The following is a 17556-nucleotide window of genomic DNA, read 5'->3' as shown; positions in this document are numbered from 1 at the left end:
CATTAAAACAAAATATTAAATCTTGATAAAATTAACATAAAAAATCTAACAAACATGCTTAAGAAACCTTTAGGTTTATTTAAAAATTTATCATCAGTTTTAGATAGATAGTAAAACCTCCAAAAATTTAAAAGAGCCCTAAAATTATGATAAAAACTTAAATTGTAATTTATAAATTCATAATAATATAATAAGGTAGAGTTTGGTGAATTTTTTCTAATATTAATAGAATTATGTGACAACCCCTCTTCTTGATATTCACAACAATATATAATATCATTAAAAAAAAGCATATTATATTTGGTAGATATTCTATTCCAGATCAAGGCTTCTGGACAAAATTTCTCTCGCTTATATACAGGAAATTTGTAATCTAAGAGAATTTTCTTTTTAAATACTTCTGCTTTATCACCTATAATATTATACTTATATCTAAAGTCCAAATAACTACAAACTATATCTTTCGTCAAATTATTACCTACAACTTTTCCATTAAAATCAGATTTCAATCCACATATACCAGCTAATCTAGTATAATCTGGTCTATTTATAATCTCTTTTATTTTATTAGAAATAATATAAATACTATTTTCAGGTAAAATATCGTCGCTATCTACAAAAAAAATATAATCATATCTTGCTGCTTCAATTCCGATATTCAATGCAGTATGCTTCCCACCATTATTTTTTTTAATGTAACTGATCTCTATTAATTTTTCAGCTTTAACTGTCATTATAAATTTTTCAGTATCATCTACACTTCCATCATCGACAACAATCCACTCAAAGTTTAAACTTTTTTGGCTCTTTAAACTTTCATATAACCTTGGCAATAAATGAGCTCTATTGTAGGTAGCTGTTACAATGCTAATCATATTATACTCTTTTAAACTTTCTAAACTTCAAATTGAATACAATTTGTAATATATATGCTTTTCCATATCCAAAACAAAAAATCAAAGATAATAGCTCAGATATTGTTACCGCGTATGCTGCACCATTAACCCCACATTTAGGAATAAGATTAATACATAAAATAAAATTGAAAAACAACGCCATTATTGTTTTTACCGCTAAAAAACGATAGCCTGAATATTTAATTATTAAACGAGACAAAAAGAAGTTTAAAACCCAAAATAATTGACCAAACAAAAGTATCTTAAACAACTGCACAGAAGGAAAATATTGTTCCCCATATAAAAATAACACAATATATTCAGCTGAAAAAATTAAAAAAAACACAAAAAAAACTGCAATAAAAAAAATAAAGTAAAATATTTTTCGGCTAAAAGCAATATATTCATCCACTGATGATGTTGCTATTGAATATATACTTGTCATATAAGATAAAATAAGCGTAGTACACACAATACACCAAGCACCTGCCAATATGAATGCCACATTATAAAACCCAACGTTTTTTACATCTAGTAGTATTGCTATTATATAGTTCGCTATCTGTGAATTAAAAACTGATGCTAATACAGAAAGCGTAAGAGGAATCCCTACTCCAAAAAAATACTTATAATATTTTTTCCTAAACTTAACCCCACCCACTTCTATTTTTTTAATATTTTTATTATAAAAATTTAATTTAATTAAAAAAGGGATCAATGTCATTGTTACTATTGGAATAGCCAAATAGTAATAACTAAACTCAAAAATTACAATTAGATAACGCAATATAAGAGTTACTATTAACCCAACAATATTTGCCAATACATTAAACTTAGCACGTAGCGTACCCTCAAAATACGCATTAGAAAGATCAATACTATTAAAATAGTAAGCTATTGCTGTTGCAACTATAAATATAAAACCCAATAAGCTTGCATTAAACCATGAAAAAATCAAAACCAAACTACTAATAAAGATATATATATAAGTTATTAAAATTAGAGAATTAGTGAAAAAAAAATGAATAAATGGTTTGTTTTGACTAACATATTTAAAATAAATTTGATCTAAACCTAATTGAGAAATAGGCTTAACTACTAAAAAAATTGAGCCAGCTAAAGCAATTTCACCATAAATAGTTGGACCTGTATATTTTGCAACAGCTGAAATCACAAAAATTAGCCCAAATAAGGATATAGCTTTTTCTATAAGCATCCACATTGAGTTTCTGATTCTTGGGTCATCTACAACCTTTTTAATTGAAACATACATTTTATTTATAATCGAATATCCACATCTAACTGATTTAGAATATATTTTAAATCGTATAAAACATATTTTTCTTTTGCCACTGCTTTAAACTCATCTATAGACATCAGTTTAAACTGATCATGCGCAACTGCTAAAATAATGGCATCATATTTAGCGTTCGCCAAACTAGAAACAGGGTCTATACCATATTCCTTTGCTGCGTCTAACGGATCTACCCACGGGTCATAAATATCTAAATCTAAATCATATTCTTTTAAAGCTTTGACCATATCTACAATTTTAGTATTGCGAATATCTGGACAGTTTTCTTTAAAACTCAAGCCCATCACTAAAATTTTTGAACCAACCACTTGTATACGCTGCTTCACCATCTCTTTAATCAATTGTGTTGCAACATATTCACCCATACGGTCATTTAAACGACGTGCCGCTAAAATAATTTCTGGATGCAAGCCTAAAGACTGTGCTTTATGCGTTAAATAATACGGGTCTACCCCAATACAGTGCCCACCGACTAAACCTGGACGGAAAGGTAAAAAATTCCACTTGGTTCCCGCAGCCTGTAAAACCGCTTCAGTATCAATACCCAACTTATTAAAGATCACGGCCAATTCATTAATTAAAGCAATATTCACATCACGCTGGGTATTTTCAATGACCTTAGCGGCTTCAGCCACTTTTATACTCGGTGCTTTATGCGTACCTGCAGTCACAATCAGTTGATAAACTGCATCCACAAAGTCTGCAACTTCCGGGGTAGAACCCGATGTTATTTTTAAAATATTGGTCACACGGTGCAGCTTATCGCCTGGGTTAATCCGTTCTGGGCTATAGCCTGCAAAAAAATCCTGATTGAATTTTAATCCAGACACTTGTTCCAAAACTGGAATACAGGCTTCTTCGGTAGCACCTGGATATACCGTAGACTCATACACCACCACATCGCCTTTTTTAAGTACCTTCCCAATACTGGTAGAGGCTTTAATGAGCGGGGTCAAATCAGGTTGTTTAAATTCATCAATTGGGGTTGGAACAGTCACAATAAAAAAATTGCAACTGCATAAGTCATCTAAATTGGCTGAGTAGCTTAAATGTGTCGCTTGTTTAAGTTCTTCTGACGACACTTCTAAGGTATGATCATGCCCACTTTGTAATTCTTGTATGCGTTTTTGCTGAATATCAAAACCCACCACAGGCAACTGCTTACCGAATTCAACCGCTAGAGGTAACCCGACATAGCCTAAACCAATAATGGCAATTTTTAGGTCTGAAAGCTGTAGCATTTGAGCGCCTTTAAATTTATATCTGTGTTTTATGAAGAACAAATCTTTCGGCAGGAATACTAGCAGAAATTCACAAAATTACTATTGTGTTTTGTGCTTAAACCACATGAAAAATAGCATAATGTAATTTAATTTTTTCTAGGCATGCACTTTACCAAATAGGTATCATACTTTTTATGTATTGTCTTTCTCAGGAAATTTAACTAGATATGAAAATTTATCATAAATAGCTATGTACCTATTTTATAAGTTCAGTAAAATAGTATTAATTTATTTTAAATTTTTAAATATTAATAACAGGATTTCGCGTGCGACACATTCAACTGACTGTTTTATTGGCATGTGGTATTGCCACCACTGGTTGTGCAGTCACCTCTGGCTTACAAACTTATGACTTACAGCAGCAAGGTGTATTCACTACCGACTTAGGTACAAAAGTTAATGTTATTCCTTTGACTCAAGACAGCATATATGCCTCACAACCTGCGGTGCATAATATTCAACAAGAATATGCTCATCTGTTCAATACAACACAACGCCAGTACCGCTTAAGTTCAGGCGATATTTTATCTATTTATTTATGGGCGTATCCTGAAATCTCTGGTAGTAATTCTGACACGAACAACGGCTATCAAATTGACTCTCAGGGCTATATTCAACTCCCCGTGATTGGACGCTACCAAGTTGCTGGAAAATCTTTAAACCAAGTGAACCAAGAGTTGCGTAGGCTATTCGCACGTTATTTAAAAAACCCAGATGTGATTGTGCGGGTTTTGTCTTACCAAGGGCAGCGTTACTCTGTGCAAGGGAATATTGAAAAGGCTGGGGTGTATCATCTCTCAGATCAACCCATCAGTATATACGCTGCACTAGGTGCGGCAGGAGGAATTAATGCACAACAAGGTGACAATTCCTCTATCACATTAACTCGCCAAGGACGTAGCTATACACTCAATAGTATTGAGTTAGAGCGTGCAGGGTATTCGTTACATAATCTTCTGATTCAGGCAAACGATACCATTTATGTCAATGCTAGAGAAAGCCAAAAAGTTTATGTTATGGGTGAAGCTGGAAAAAACCACGCTTTACCCATACGTTCAGAAGGTATGAGTTTAGGTGATGTTTTGGGTGAAAGTCTTGGTATTAACCCCTTCACTGCAAGCCGTAGCAAAATTTATGTTGTGCGTTATCAACCAAATGATCAACTTTCTGAAATTTATAATCTTAACTTGACCAGTATTGCTGACTTCGGCTTAGCGAATCAATTTAAAATGCGCAGCAATGATATCATCTATGTTGATGCGACAGGTTTAGTTCGCTGGCAACGTATTATTAATCAGATTGTACCGTTTTCGAATGTCCTTTATAACTTTGAACGTATAGGACAGTAGTGATCTCTTATGTTCTTGGTCTTCTAATTTGTATGATGTTATTTACGAATCTTAGTAATGAAAATTCTTCTATTTAGATTCATTAACAACAACATTCTATAAAGTTGACCAAGTGAGATCTCTAAGCCAATAAACTAGAGTTTCGACGCAACAGTTGTTGTCTTTGACTATACTTTCTACTTATTTTAAATGAATGATTATGAACCCAAATACCTCTTTAGACACTGAAGACACGATTGATTTAAAGGAATTATTTTTTTCACTTATAGAGCAGTGGAAAACTATTATTCTTTGCATTCTTATTGCTTTAGTCAGCGCTTTTTTATATTTAACGAGCACCACACCTATTTATCAAACTGACGCATTAATAGAGGTTAAATCAAACAAATCAAGCCCTCTAGCTGGATTAAGCTCGGAAATGGCTGCAATGGCAAGTTTTGCAGGCTTAGGTGGAGTTGGCGGTTCTTCTATACAAAGTGAAACTGAGTTATTAAAGTCTCGTGCTATTTTTGGAAAAGCCATTCAAGATTTACATTTAGATATACATTTCTCTCCTAAAATAAATACGCTTCAAAAAATTCTATCTAATGATCATTTTATTAAATCATATACAACTCAAGGTTTATCTATTTCTTTAAAAAATAAAAATCAAAATTTAAGTATATCTGAGTTTAAAATACCTAAATTTTATGAAAATAAAGAGTTGCTACTTGTTTTCAAAAACAATACTTATACAATTTTTGATAATAAAACAGAGCAGATTTTAAAGAAAGGAATAGTAGGTCAACCGCTAGTAGATGGTACTTGGAGTATTCATATTTCTGGCAACTTAACATCTGAACAAGAATTCATAATTCAAAAGAGTTCTTTACCGAATGCTATGTCTAATATTTTGAAAAAATTTAATGTCAGTGAAAAGGGTAAAGGAAGCAGTATACTCGAGCTCACCTATCAAGGTGAGAATCCAGAAAACATCCCGACTATTCTTAATTCAGTTTTAAATATTTACAAGCAACAAGATATCACTCGAAGTGTTATCGACAAAGATCAGCAAGTTGCTTTTTTAGAAAAGCAACTACCAGAGTTAAAGGCAGACTTAAATAACTCAGAACGTCAGTTCAATCAGTTTAGAGAAAAATATGGCACTGTGGATGTTAAAGGGGAGTCAGAACTTTATCTTAAACAAAGTATGGAACTAGAAATCCAAAAGGTTCAACTCCAGCAAAAACAAGCAGAGCTAGGTGCTCAATATACAGCTGAACATCCAGCAATGCAGGCTATTAGTGCTCAACTGAATGCTCTTAATACTAAAATTAATGAAGTAAACAATAAAGTAAAACAGTTGCCAGAAATTCAACGTTTATATTTACAGTATTATCGTGATGTTGAAATCAAAAATCAGCTATATACAGGCTTATTAACTACTTATCAAAGCTTGAATGTAGCTAAAGCAGGCGAATTAGGCAAAGTCAATATTATTGATTATGCAATCGAACCCACATCTCCTATTAAACCTAAAAGATTAATTGTTGTAGTTCTTTCTATTTTTATGGGCGGCTTTATTGGTATTTTAATTGCTTTATTACGAAATATGTTCAATTCTGGTCTTCGTAATATCGTACCAATCGCAAATCAACATCATTTAAAAAATCTAGGAAGAGTGATCTATAGTAATCAACTTGATAGTACTTCTAAATCTTTTACACCCTTATTAGCAGCTTCCCAACCAACAGCAATAGCTGTGGAACAAATGCGTCAAATTGCGACTACCCTCCAGCATCATGCGCAAAATGCAGCAAAACCGATTGTACAAATGCTAGGTGCACATAAAAACGCAGGGAATTCAACATTAATCGCTAACATTGCTATCGTTTTAGCACAAATGAATTTAAAGGTATTATTGGTTGATTGTGATTTAAAAGATGGGAAATTAAAGCAATTGTTTAATATTTCAACAAGCCTAGGTTTAAGTGAGTATTTAAACAATTCTGAAACTATTTTAAATTCGATTGTGAACCCTACATCACAAACCAATCTTGACTTGATTCATAGTGGTAACTTTTCTGGAATTTCTGCTACTTTACTCTGTAGTTCTAAAATGACTGTATTGTTAAATACTGTAACCTCTAATTATGACCTTATCTTAATTGATAATGCAGCAGTTCTAGAATCATCTGATGGTTCTATCTTGGCTAAATATGTTGATACTAATATTTTAGTCACACGATTTAATTCCACCACAACAGAACAAATTGAAACTGCTTTAGAGACTTTTAATAATTCAGGACATAATTTTCAGGGTGTCATTTTTAATATGACAAAAAATTAACTGAGTTAGAAATTTTATTTTTATGCTCTTATTTAATTCAAGAGTCCTACACGTTTACTAAAGTTTTAGGAGTTTTAAAATTAGTTTTTCAATTCCCTTAGCTAAATCTTAAGGTATAGGCTCTTCAAATCAATTGTTTTACCAAAGGCTCTGAAAATATAAATATGTCACAATCTAGAAACCTGCTTTTAATATTAAGCTTAAGCTCATCCTTAAGCTTTGCCCAAGGCATTGTCTTAAATGACCAAAACTTACGTACCGATTTAAACTGGCTAAATCAGCAAGGTGTCATTCAAATTAGTACGTCAACTTGGCCTATGAGTGGTGATGAAATTCAACGTGCACTTTCTCAAGCCAAAGTCAGCAACAACAATCAACAGAAAGTCATCGATGCAGTGGTGGCACATTTAAATGCCAATAACCAACTGCTCAAAGCCTCGCTTTTTGCAGAAACAGATCAAAAGAATATTCCACAAGCCTTTGGCGACCAACAAAAAGTACAATATCAAGCAGGTTTGGAACTCAATGCAGGCAATCAAAATTGGGATGCTAAAATTCGGGTCAATGCAGAAAAAGACCCACAAATTGATAACGATCAAGATGTCAATGTTGAAGGTTCCTATATTGCAGGCAAGCTTTGGAATCAATGGCTCATTGCAGGGCAAATTCCAACCTACTGGGGGCCTGCACATGACGGCAGCTTAATTCGTGGTGATGCTAGCCGCCCAGTTTACGGCGTAACCATGCAGCGTGCTGAACAACAAGCTTTCAGCAACAAATGGCTGTCTTGGATTGGTCCATGGCAATATCAAGCCTTTGCAGGTCAATTGCATGATTATGATGATGTACCCGATGCCAAATTGATTGGTTTACGTGTCACTGCACAACCGCTACCTTATTTCGAACTTGGGGCATCACGTATGATGCAGTGGGGTGGGGGTGATCGTTCAGAAAGTCTATCCACACTTTGGAATGCAATCAAAGGCAACGATAACTTTAATAACAGTGATGATGATAAATCTAACCAAGTTGCAGGTTTTGATGCACGCTTAAACCTACAGCCATTGCTACAAGTGCCAATGGGTATCTATGCACAATACGCAGGTGAAGATGAAGCTGGTGGCTTACCTTCAAAAAAAATGTATTTGGCTGGGGTAGACTATTCATCGAGCTATCAAAATATGCCGTTCCAACTCTATACCGAATGGGCAGATACCCGTACTAACGGTAAAGCACAAGGTATTACCTATAACCACCATGTCTACACTGATGGTTTCTATCAACATGGCTATCCTTTAGCGCATGCCATGGGCGGTGATGGACAAATGATTTCAGTCGGTGGTGATATTCGTTTTGATCGTATGAACCGCATGAATGCACGTATGCTGTTTGCCAAATTTGATCAGGCGGCTAATCGACCAGTGAGAGGCGAAACCAATAAAGCTTTCCCAGAAAAAGATCAGTTAAAAGCTTTGGATTTGACTTGGACACACTATTTACGCCCAGATATTCCACTTAAACTGAATGGCTGGATTAGCGATTCAGATGCCCATGGCAATGATGGTGGTGCATCGATTGGCATTGAATTTCCTTTAGAAAAAGGGCTGTTTTCATATTAAGTCTACCCGCTAGACCGAAATACTTCGTGGATGAGATCGACACCGATTTCATCCATTTTTCTAAGATTAAAAATTCAGCGCAACTCAATTATTTAACGCAAAATTTCAGGCAACGCCTTATAACTACCGCTTTTGCTTAATTCAATTTTCATTTTTTGCAGCATTTGATACGGTTGCTGCTGCACAAACATATTCACAAAACTTAAAGGAATGGCACCTTCAGGGTTGGCATAGCCATAGGTACTGACTTTGACTTTGTGATTACCCAGTTTCTGAAAGGTCCAGTCGCCTTCGTAATCCTGAATACGCACATAATCTGGGTTCAAGGGATAGCCCCCCTCAATGGCTTTATTTTGAATACTAACCATACCTTGCGCATCTTTACTCATTTTACCTTTGACCACTAAATCACGATCTTTTAGCGGAAAAGGAAAATCCAGCACCATATACAGCAAGAACTCACCTTTTTGGTCATCGCGTGACAAGACTTTCACGCTGCCTACATAAGGCACCCATTTCACAGCATGATCAACATCTAAAATTAGAGCAGCTGCTTTTTCTAAAGGCACATTAAAGGTGGTTTCTGCCTTGTATAAAAATACAGGACTAGACTGCTGTTGATAGGTCCAGACTTTAATATTGTTTTTATGAATACTGAGTTTGGCATGTTCAAGGCTTTGCGCATGCGTGATACAGCTACAGGCGATCATGCCAAGAATTGGCAGAATTTTTTTCATTATCTTGTGCATCTTATTTTAGTTTTATGTGGGGTCTGATGCGTCATCATCCATGACATCAGACCCTAGTTTTAGCGGTAGATTGAAAATTGTTCAAGTCATTTTTATCTATTTCGGATTCCTGCGCAGTTTTTAAACCTGAATATCGTTAAATCCAAGTACATCTTTCATATCGTATTTACGCGCTTCGCGTCCCACCACCCACGCTGCAGCACGCACGGCACCTGCAGCAAAGTTCATGCGGTTGGTGGCTTTGTGGGTAATTTCCACACGCTCGCCATCGGCAATAAACATCGCGGTATGTTCACCCACAATGTCGCCACCACGAATGGTCTGGAAACCTATACTTTTACGCTCACGTGGCCCTGTGTGTCCTTCGCGGCAGTAAACAGCGTCTTGTTTTAAATCACGACCTAAGGTTGCTGCAATGGCCTCGCCCATCATCAATGCCGTGCCTGATGGTGCATCGACTTTATGACGATGATGCGCTTCAATCACTTCAATATCTACACTATCACCAAAGACTTTGGCTGCCAATTCCAGCAGTTTAATAGATACGTTTACCCCAACTGAATAGTTGGCGGCATACACCACTGGCGTCTGTTGAGCCGATTCTTCTAAGACAGCTTTTTGTTCATCGTTCATGCCTGTGGTGCCAATCACAATCGCCACGCCTGCTTCACGACAAAGCTTTAAGTGCTGTGCTGTGGCGGCTGGTGCGGTAAAGTCGATTACGACATCACAGTCACCCAATACTTGCTCTAGGCTACCCACTACTTTTACACCCAATGTGCCAACGCCTGCCAACTCCCCTGCATCTGCACCCAACAGGCTGCTTTCTGGGCGTTCAACTGCTGCAGCCAATTGATAGCCTGCTTCCTGAACGGCCTGAATTAAGATGCGTCCCATACGACCGCCTGCGCCTAATACACCAATGCGTGGAGTTGCTGACATAGCATATTCCTAAAATAGATTCTAAATTGTGCTTACTATATCAAAACTCGCTGCTCAGACTAAGTTTGCTGCGCAAGTTTCTGGGTTTATTTTTATCGGAAAATTACTGTCTTTGGGGGAGTAAGTCAGACTTTAGATCATACTGGCTAATTTTTAGGAGATTTCCATTAAAAATTTAGCAGCAAAAAGCTGTTTTTTATGTGAATTTCACAAATTTGCAAACTTGTATGCGCAGACTAGCCTGCACGCATGAGAACAATTGCAAAAATGAAAGGGGATTAACATGCATTCAAAGAAAATGGTCGCAGCATTACTGCTCAGCATGACCGCAGGACACGTTTTGGCAGAACCAGCAATTCAAGCAGGCGATACACTAGAAAGCCTATCTAAAGTCCGTATTAGCGTAACGCTACAAGAACCGTTAGCAGTTGATGTAGATGCACCTGAGCTTGAAACAGAAGCAACTGAAAATACAGTTCAACCACAAACTGCCGTTGAAACTACAAGCTCAGAAAATGCAGATGTTTTAGAAATTGATGTGCCTGAAGTCGAATAAGATTATAGGTTACATAACAAAAAAGCACCAAGCGTACCAAACAAAATACCAGCTCATTAATTGGCTGGTATTTTGTTTGAATTCTAATAAATATTAGATACGCGGAAAGTCATCCGCAACTGTTCGAGGCAGGACTACATCAAAAAGTTAATGTTTCTGCGATTAAGCCGTTTATTGACGACATTGGACGAGTTTTTGCGGATGACAGATGGTTTTGGCTACTTTTCCCGAAAGAAAAGTAGCATTTGAGCTCCAAAAATTGGATTAAAAAAGAGAAGACTCCCCCATGTCTATTATTTGAATAATGAAAAATATCATCAACTAAATTTCAAATAATATGCCACATAACTGCACACGGCAAAAAACTAAATTAATCAAACAAACGATCAAAGAAAGACTTTTTCTTTGGTGATGACTGGCTGCCCTCACCTTCCATCGTCGCCTGTAACTCTTTTAACAATTCACGCTGACGTGCAGTCAAGTTCACTGGTGTTTCCACCACGATACGGCATAACAAATCGCCCTGCATGCTGGTGCGTACAGGTTTTACCCCTTTACCACGCAAACGGAACAATTTACCTGTTTGTGTTCCCTCAGGTACTTTCAGACTGACACGACCATCAAGCGTTGGAATTTCAATTTCCTTACCTAGGGCTGCATCAGCAATGCTAACAGGCACATCCATATACAGGTCGGCACCATCACGCTGGAAGATTTCATGCTCACGCACCACCACTTCTACGTATAAGTCGCCCGATTGACCATCACGGATGGCTTCACCTTTACCAGTTAAACGTACACGGTCGCCATTGTCCACGCCTGCAGGAATAGTGACTTCCAAGGTTTGCTGACGGTCAGCAACACCCGAACCATGACATTGGTTACATGGGTTTTTGATGATTTTGCCTTGACCACGACAGGTACTACAGGTTTGCTGTACCGAGAAGAAACCTTGTTGCATGCGTACTTGACCCGCACCATGACAGGTTGGACAGGTTTCAACATCATTTGGATTTTCAGAGCCTTTACCATCACAAGCGTCACAAGGCGCAGGTGCTGTAAAGGTGATGGTTTTCTTGACGCCTTTGACTGCTTCTTCAAGCGTCAATTCCATCACATAGCGTAAGTCTGAACCACGGCGTTGACGTTGCTGGCCACGCCCCCCCCCACCAAAGGCTCCACCGAAAATATCCCCAAACTGGCTAAAAATATCTTCCGCACTGAAACCACCGAAGCCGCCAGCACCACCGCCCATACCACCTTCAAAGGCTTGATGGCCCATACGGTCGTACATGCTGCGTTTTTCGCTGTCTGACAGAACTTCATACGCTTCTGAAGCTTCTTTAAACTTCTCTTCAGCTTCAGGATTGTCCGGGTTACGGTCTGGATGATATTTCATCGCCAACTTACGGTAGGCTTTTTTAATTTCATCATCACTAGCGGTTTTAGAGACGCCCAAAACCTCATAATAATCACGTTTAGCCATGTCTGGCGATGCTCCTCACGGAATTCTATTTAAAACTTAACTGAAGTCTGAAATTGGGGTCAAACTGAGTTTTACAAGGGAAAGCTGTTAAAAATTTTAGCTGAAGTGCTTTAGATGAAGTTCAAGCCATTAGAACACAGCTTTATTTTTCAAAAATTTGGATAGCCCTTTAATCCAAGCATTGATTAAAAATAAGAAGGCAATCACGGCAAAGACCACACCTGCCACGGTGCAAGCTTTGACCCATAAAAAAGCATCCCAAGGAAAGAAAGCCAATGGAATAAACCACAATGCAGCAAACATTGCCAATACCGTATAAATCAGCACATTGCGCATGACCCATAAAGCCTGCGCCTGTAACCAGACTTCAGTGCTATCGACCACGATCACTTTACGGGCATACCAATAAGCTAACGCACCACTCACCACAGTAAATAAAGCAAAAAACATAAACACGTAAGAGATCGCAACCGAACGGCGCAACTTTAACAAGTTATCTTGCTTCATAATGTGATTTAACCCCATCTGTGCCATGCTTTATTTTTTAATCTGGCGCATGCTGTGACGTATGCAAAGGCTGAAAAATATAAGGTGCTACTATATTGAAATTTTCCAAGTTTCGCACCCGTTATTATGTCACTTTTACAGATTATGTGGATTTTTTTTCACTTTAAACCACTGTGCATACAGTGCAGGTAAAAAGAACAGCGTCAACAAGGTTGCCACAATTAATCCCCCCATAATCGCCACGGCCATCGGGCCAAAGAAAATACTGCGAGAAAGTGGAATCATGGCCAAAACGGCCGCTAATGCTGTGAGTACAATTGGACGGCAACGGCGTACCGTGGCATTAATGATTGCATCCCACTGTGACTCTCCTGCAAGAATGTCTTGTTCAATCTGATCAATTAAAATCAGGGAGTTGCGCATGATCATACCTGACAAGGCAATTGTGCCGAGCATCGCCACAAAACCAAAGGGTTTGTTAAACAACAATAAGAACAAGACCACGCCAATGATGCCTAGCGGAGCAGTCAAAAATACAATAAATGCACGTGACATGCTGCGTAGCTGAATCATCAACAAGGTCATCACCACAGCCAAGAAAAACGGCATACCTGCATTAACTGACTTCTGACCCCGTGCTGACTCTTCAACCGTGCCGCCAACTTCAATTAAATAGCCACTTGGCAAAGTGCCTTTATAGCTTTCAAGCTCAGGTTGGATCTGATTCACCACCGTTGCAGGCTGCAAGCCTGTACTAATGTCCGCACGCACAGTAATGGTTGGCAAACGATTTCGATGCCAAATTAAACCTTCCTCAAAACGGTATTCAATTTGCGCAATTTGTGCCAAAGGCACCGATGTTCCACGTGAAGTCGGTACAGCCAAACTGCTTAAGGATGCAACATCTAGGCGCTCACTTTGATCGCCACGTAATCGAATTTCAATCAGCTCACGTTTTTCACGATATTGATTAATTGCCGCACCACTAATGGAACTATTCAGGAAGTTAGCCAAATCCAGACTGGATACCCCCATTTGACGGGCACGGTCTTGATCAATTTGTAATTGAATGACTTTGCTTGGCTCACCCCAATCTAAATGCACATTGGTGGTATTCGGGTTGGCACTGACTGTGGCAGCCACTTGCTGTGCCCACTGTCGTACTTGAGCAAGGTCTTCTCCTGAAACACGGAATTGTAATGGATAACCTACAGGTGGGCCATTTTCAAGCAAAGAAACGCGGGTACGTACTTCAGGCAACAATAAACGGATTTGCTCCGATAAATTACGGCGAATTTCATCTCGGTCATCTAAAGATGAAGCCAGCACCACAAATTGCGCAAAACTGGCTTGCGGCAATTGCTGATCTAGCGGTAAATAAAAACGTGGCGAACCTGTACCTACATAAGCCACATAATTGTCGATGCCTTCTTGTTGTGCCAAAAAGTCTTCCACTTTTTTGACTGCGGCCTCGGTGGCTTTGAGCGATGCACCTTCTTCAAGTTTTAAATCGACCAAAATTTCTGCCCGATTGGAAGGTGGGAAAAATTGTTGAGGTACCAATTTAAACATGGCAATGGATAGTACAAATATGCCAACTGTGATTGCAATGACGGTTTTTCGATAGCGCACACAAGTATTAACCCATCCACGAAACACTTGATAAAAGCGGGTTTGATATGGGTCGTGTAATTCACCTGCGTGCTGTAGCACAGGCTGCGGTTCAGCTTGTTTGCGTACACGCGCCCAAAGACGTTGATACCACGGCGCTCGCTGTGCATGGCGCTGAAAATCTGGCAATAATTTATCGCCCAGATAAGGTACAAACAGCACGGCAGCAAACCATGACACCACTAAAGCAATGGTCACCACTTGGAAAATTGAACGGGTATATTCCCCTGTACTTGAGGCTGCTGTGGCAATGGGTAAAAAACCTGCTGCGGTAATCAATGTCCCTGTCAGCATAGGGAAAGCAGTGGTACGCCACGCATGGCCTGCAGCTTGCAAACGGCTATAGCCCTGCTCCATCTTAATTGCCATCATTTCAATGGCGATAATGGCATCATCCACCAACAATCCGAGGGCTAGAATAAGCGCACCGAGTGAAATTTTGTGCAGCCCGACATCAAACAAATGCATGCCTGCAAAAGTCATCGCCAAGACCAGTGGAATGGAAAATGCCACCACCAAACCTGTACGAAAACCCAGTGAAAAGAAGCTGACCAAGAGCACGATAATCACCGCCTCAGCCAACACTTTCATAAATTCATTGACGCTGTGTTTTACCGCAACAGGCTGATCAGAAACTTTTTGCAGTTGCATGCCCAAAGGCAAGGTCTTTTGCAAACGGGCAAATTCAGTTTCCAGATTTTCACCCAAAGCCAGAATATCACCGCCTTTACGCATCGACACCGCAATGCCAATGCCGTTTTCACCCATAAAGCGCATACGCGGTTGAGCAGGTTCGCTAAACCCACGATAAACTTCGGCAACATCGCCCAGTTGAATGGTGGTGCCATTCACTAACAGCGGCATTTGTTTTAGCTCATCAACACTGTGCAACGCACCGCTGACACGTACCTGAATACGGTCTGAATGGGTTTCAAAAAAACCTGCGCTTGCCATGCTGTTTTGTTGTTGTAAGGCTTGCTGAATCGCGGTAACAGGAATACCGAGTTGCGCGGCTTTGGTGTTAGATAACTCAATCCATATTTTTTGATCTTGTAAACCCACCAAATTAACTTTGGCTACATCTTTGACCCGCTGTAATTGTAGCTGCAAACGGTCGGCATATTCTTTGAGGGTGGCGTAGTCATAGTCTGCGCCTGTCAGCACATAAATATTGCCAAAAGTGTCGCCAAACTCATCATTAAAAAATGGGCCTTGTACCCCTTGTGGCAGTTCATGGCGAATGTCATTGACCTTTTTACGCACCTTGTACCAAACATCTGGAATTTGGCTGGAGCGCATAGAATCTTTGGCAATAAAAGTCACCATGGACTCGCCCGGACGCGAATAGGCCATGATGCGTTCATAATCGCCCGTGCTCATCAATTCTTTTTCAATACGGTCAGTGACTTGTAAGGAAACCTCTTTGGCACTCGCTCCCGGCCAATAGGTTTGAATCACCATCACTTTAAAAGTAAACGGTGGATCTTCACTTTGTGCCAGTTTGGAATAAGAAAAAATCCCGACAATGCCCAACAGCAGTATCAAGTAGACCACTAAACCTTTATTTTTCAGTGCCCATTCGGATAAGTTAAAATTCATATTTTAACGCTCCGTCTGTGTGGCCGCAGAAGCTGCCTGAGCTGTTGGATTGACTGCCTGTACAGCTTGATTGTCACGGTTAATCGGGTGGATTTTTTGTCGATCACGCAGTAAATGCACCCCACCCATCACCACATAATCTTGCGGCTGTAAGCCACTCAGTACAGGCACGCTGTCACGTCCATAAGCGCCCAATGTAACAGGAATTTGGCGCACGGTTGAGTCTGGCTGTAAGACCAAAACAAAAGCTTGTTGCCCTGTTGCCGACACGCTAGATAAAGGCACATATAAACCCTGATTGGCTTGGCGAGTCAGAAATACCCGCGCACTTTGCCCCAATTGAATCTGTGCATTGCCTTCACGTAAAGCCACTTTGACTTTAAAAGTACGCGACTGATCTGCCGCAGGGGAAATTTCTCGAACCGTACCTGCAAAACGGGTATCGGGTTGTGACCATAAACTTACCGTTGCCTCTTGCCCGACTCGAATTTCACCCACCGCTTGTTCAGGCACGCCAATCACGACTTCACGCTCCCCATCAATCGCCAATTGATAAGCGACCTGCCCTGCCGCTAAAACCTGCCCAACTTCAATATTGCGTTCAGTAATCACACCATTTTTTGTGGCACGTAACTGGTTATAGTCGGTTTGATTACTGCTGACTGCATAATTGGACTGTGCCTGTTTCAACTGTGCCATAGCATGTTGATATTGGTTTTTGACTGCATCATATTGCGAGCGACTGACGGCATTCATGGGTAATAATTGCTGAAAACGCTGTAACTCATCACTGGCAATTTTTGCAGCAGATTGCGCACTTTCCAGTTGCGCACGCGCGGCATTGAGCTGTAATGCGGCATCTTGCACATCCAGTTTTGCTAAGACTTGCCCAACTTTGACCTGATCTCCCACATCGACAAAACGCTGTGTAACTTGCCCTGCAACCCGAAATGCCAAAGCCGTTTGCTGACGTGCTTGCACCTCGCCTGCATAGCTTTTTTGCTCAAGATGTAAACTGCTGGGTTGGGTTACCATTACCAAAGGGACTTCCTGTTCAACCTCGTTTTTTTGCTTACTGCATCCAATTAGGGTGATACAGCACAGCAGCATCAGGCTGGCAATGAGATTCTGAGTCGTGTTCATCAGGTTTGCTCTTATTTAAACGTTTTTTTTAGGGCAGAATACGGTAGGGTTTGCTGACACTTCGTCTATGTTTGCGACAGCGCATATTTTTAGCTGATATAAGGCATGAGGC

General features: G+C 39.4%; 13 protein-coding genes. 4 read left to right on the top strand and 9 right to left on the bottom strand.

Annotated elements, in window-relative coordinates; translation table 11 throughout:
- Positions 1-2: 2 nt before the first annotated feature.
- From VF675_RS08485 to tviB, 3 genes are read right to left on the bottom strand one after another with little or no spacing between them, the layout of a single operon-like run.
- Complete coding sequence (locus VF675_RS08485) at positions 3-875, bottom strand: glycosyltransferase family 2 protein (RefSeq protein ID WP_440205072.1); 873 nt, start codon at positions 873-875, stop codon at positions 3-5.
- A gap of 1 nt (position 876) precedes the next feature.
- Positions 877-2169, bottom strand: coding sequence for an oligosaccharide flippase family protein (locus tag VF675_RS08480; RefSeq protein ID WP_440205071.1), 1293 nt, complete (start codon positions 2167-2169; stop codon positions 877-879).
- A 5-nt stretch (positions 2170-2174) separates the two neighbouring features.
- Positions 2175-3452 carry a Vi polysaccharide biosynthesis UDP-N-acetylglucosamine C-6 dehydrogenase TviB gene (gene tviB, locus VF675_RS08475; RefSeq protein WP_440205070.1) on the bottom strand — a complete coding sequence of 426 codons (1278 nt, stop codon included), beginning with the start codon at positions 3450-3452 and terminating at the stop codon, positions 2175-2177.
- Between the two features lie 308 nt (positions 3453-3760).
- Here tviB and VF675_RS08470 point away from each other — a divergent pair, with 308 nt between their 5' ends.
- From VF675_RS08470 to VF675_RS08460, 3 genes are all read left to right on the top strand, one after another.
- The gene (locus tag VF675_RS08470) at positions 3761-4843 is read left to right on the top strand and encodes a polysaccharide biosynthesis/export family protein (protein WP_440205069.1); all 1083 of its coding nucleotides are present in this window, start codon (positions 3761-3763) and stop codon (positions 4841-4843) included.
- Between the two features lie 199 nt (positions 4844-5042).
- The gene (locus VF675_RS08465) at positions 5043-7172 is read left to right on the top strand and encodes a GNVR domain-containing protein (RefSeq protein ID WP_440205068.1); all 2130 of its coding nucleotides are present in this window, start codon (positions 5043-5045) and stop codon (positions 7170-7172) included.
- 164 nt (positions 7173-7336) lie between these two features.
- Positions 7337-8791, top strand: a complete 1455-nt coding sequence (locus VF675_RS08460) for a capsule assembly Wzi family protein (protein WP_440205067.1) — start codon at positions 7337-7339, stop codon at positions 8789-8791.
- Positions 8792-8883: 92 nt separating this feature from the next.
- Here VF675_RS08460 and VF675_RS08455 read toward each other — a convergent pair whose 3' ends face one another.
- Together VF675_RS08455 and dapB are read right to left on the bottom strand one after the other, a co-directional pair.
- Entirely contained in the window at positions 8884-9501 is a 618-nt protein-coding gene (locus tag VF675_RS08455) for an START domain-containing protein (RefSeq protein WP_440205081.1), read from the bottom strand.
- A 159-nt stretch (positions 9502-9660) separates the two neighbouring features.
- A complete protein-coding gene (dapB, locus tag VF675_RS08450) occupies positions 9661-10482 on the bottom strand; it encodes a 4-hydroxy-tetrahydrodipicolinate reductase (protein WP_440205066.1) in 822 nt (273 codons plus the stop codon).
- Positions 10483-10765: 283 nt separating this feature from the next.
- Between dapB and VF675_RS08445 the strand changes: the two genes are divergently transcribed.
- On the top strand, positions 10766-11038 hold the full coding sequence (locus VF675_RS08445; protein ID WP_286396985.1) for a hypothetical protein: 273 nt from the start codon (positions 10766-10768) through the stop codon (positions 11036-11038).
- A 370-nt stretch (positions 11039-11408) separates the two neighbouring features.
- On the opposite strand, the gene dnaJ is transcribed toward VF675_RS08445, so the two are convergent.
- From dnaJ to VF675_RS08425, 4 genes are all read right to left on the bottom strand, one after another.
- Positions 11409-12524, bottom strand: a complete 1116-nt coding sequence (gene dnaJ, locus VF675_RS08440; RefSeq protein ID WP_440205065.1) for a molecular chaperone DnaJ — start codon at positions 12522-12524, stop codon at positions 11409-11411.
- 129 nt (positions 12525-12653) lie between these two features.
- The gene (locus tag VF675_RS08435) at positions 12654-13031 is read right to left on the bottom strand and encodes a hypothetical protein (protein WP_225531277.1); all 378 of its coding nucleotides are present in this window, start codon (positions 13029-13031) and stop codon (positions 12654-12656) included.
- A gap of 135 nt (positions 13032-13166) precedes the next feature.
- A complete protein-coding gene (locus VF675_RS08430; RefSeq protein WP_440205064.1) occupies positions 13167-16301 on the bottom strand; it encodes an efflux RND transporter permease subunit in 3135 nt (1044 codons plus the stop codon).
- Between the two features lie 3 nt (positions 16302-16304).
- Complete coding sequence (locus tag VF675_RS08425; RefSeq protein WP_440205063.1) at positions 16305-17444, bottom strand: efflux RND transporter periplasmic adaptor subunit; 1140 nt, start codon at positions 17442-17444, stop codon at positions 16305-16307.
- Between the last annotated feature and the right edge of the window lie 112 nt (positions 17445-17556).

The sequence above is a fragment of the Acinetobacter sp. Lyrl_1 genome (assembly GCF_051948795.1).
In the GTDB taxonomy this organism is placed as follows: Bacteria; Pseudomonadota; Gammaproteobacteria; order Pseudomonadales; family Moraxellaceae; genus Acinetobacter; species Acinetobacter towneri.
This window is presented reverse-complemented; position numbering and strand designations above follow the sequence as displayed.

Excerpts from the sequence above, each read along its gene's own strand:
- VF675_RS08425 (WP_440205063.1), bottom strand. The coding sequence starts at position 17,444 with ATGAACACGACTCAGAATCTCATTGCCAGCCTGATGCTGCTGTGCTGT.
- VF675_RS08435 (WP_225531277.1), bottom strand. The coding sequence starts at position 13,031 with ATGAAGCAAGATAACTTGTTAAAGTTGCGCCGTTCGGTTGCGATCTCT.
- dnaJ (WP_440205065.1), bottom strand. The coding sequence starts at position 12,524 with ATGGCTAAACGTGATTATTATGAGGTTTTGGGCGTCTCTAAAACCGCT.
- VF675_RS08465 (WP_440205068.1), top strand. The coding sequence starts at position 5,043 with ATGAACCCAAATACCTCTTTAGACACTGAAGACACGATTGATTTAAAG.
- VF675_RS08480 (WP_440205071.1), bottom strand. The coding sequence starts at position 2,169 with ATGTATGTTTCAATTAAAAAGGTTGTAGATGACCCAAGAATCAGAAAC.
- VF675_RS08445 (WP_286396985.1), top strand. The coding sequence starts at position 10,766 with ATGCATTCAAAGAAAATGGTCGCAGCATTACTGCTCAGCATGACCGCA.
- tviB (WP_440205070.1), bottom strand. The coding sequence starts at position 3,452 with ATGCTACAGCTTTCAGACCTAAAAATTGCCATTATTGGTTTAGGCTAT.
- VF675_RS08485 (WP_440205072.1), bottom strand. The coding sequence starts at position 875 with ATGATTAGCATTGTAACAGCTACCTACAATAGAGCTCATTTATTGCCA.
- VF675_RS08430 (WP_440205064.1), bottom strand. The coding sequence starts at position 16,301 with ATGAATTTTAACTTATCCGAATGGGCACTGAAAAATAAAGGTTTAGTG.
- dapB (WP_440205066.1), bottom strand. The coding sequence starts at position 10,482 with ATGTCAGCAACTCCACGCATTGGTGTATTAGGCGCAGGCGGTCGTATG.
- VF675_RS08460 (WP_440205067.1), top strand. The coding sequence starts at position 7,337 with ATGTCACAATCTAGAAACCTGCTTTTAATATTAAGCTTAAGCTCATCC.
- VF675_RS08455 (WP_440205081.1), bottom strand. The coding sequence starts at position 9,501 with ATGATCGCCTGTAGCTGTATCACGCATGCGCAAAGCCTTGAACATGCC.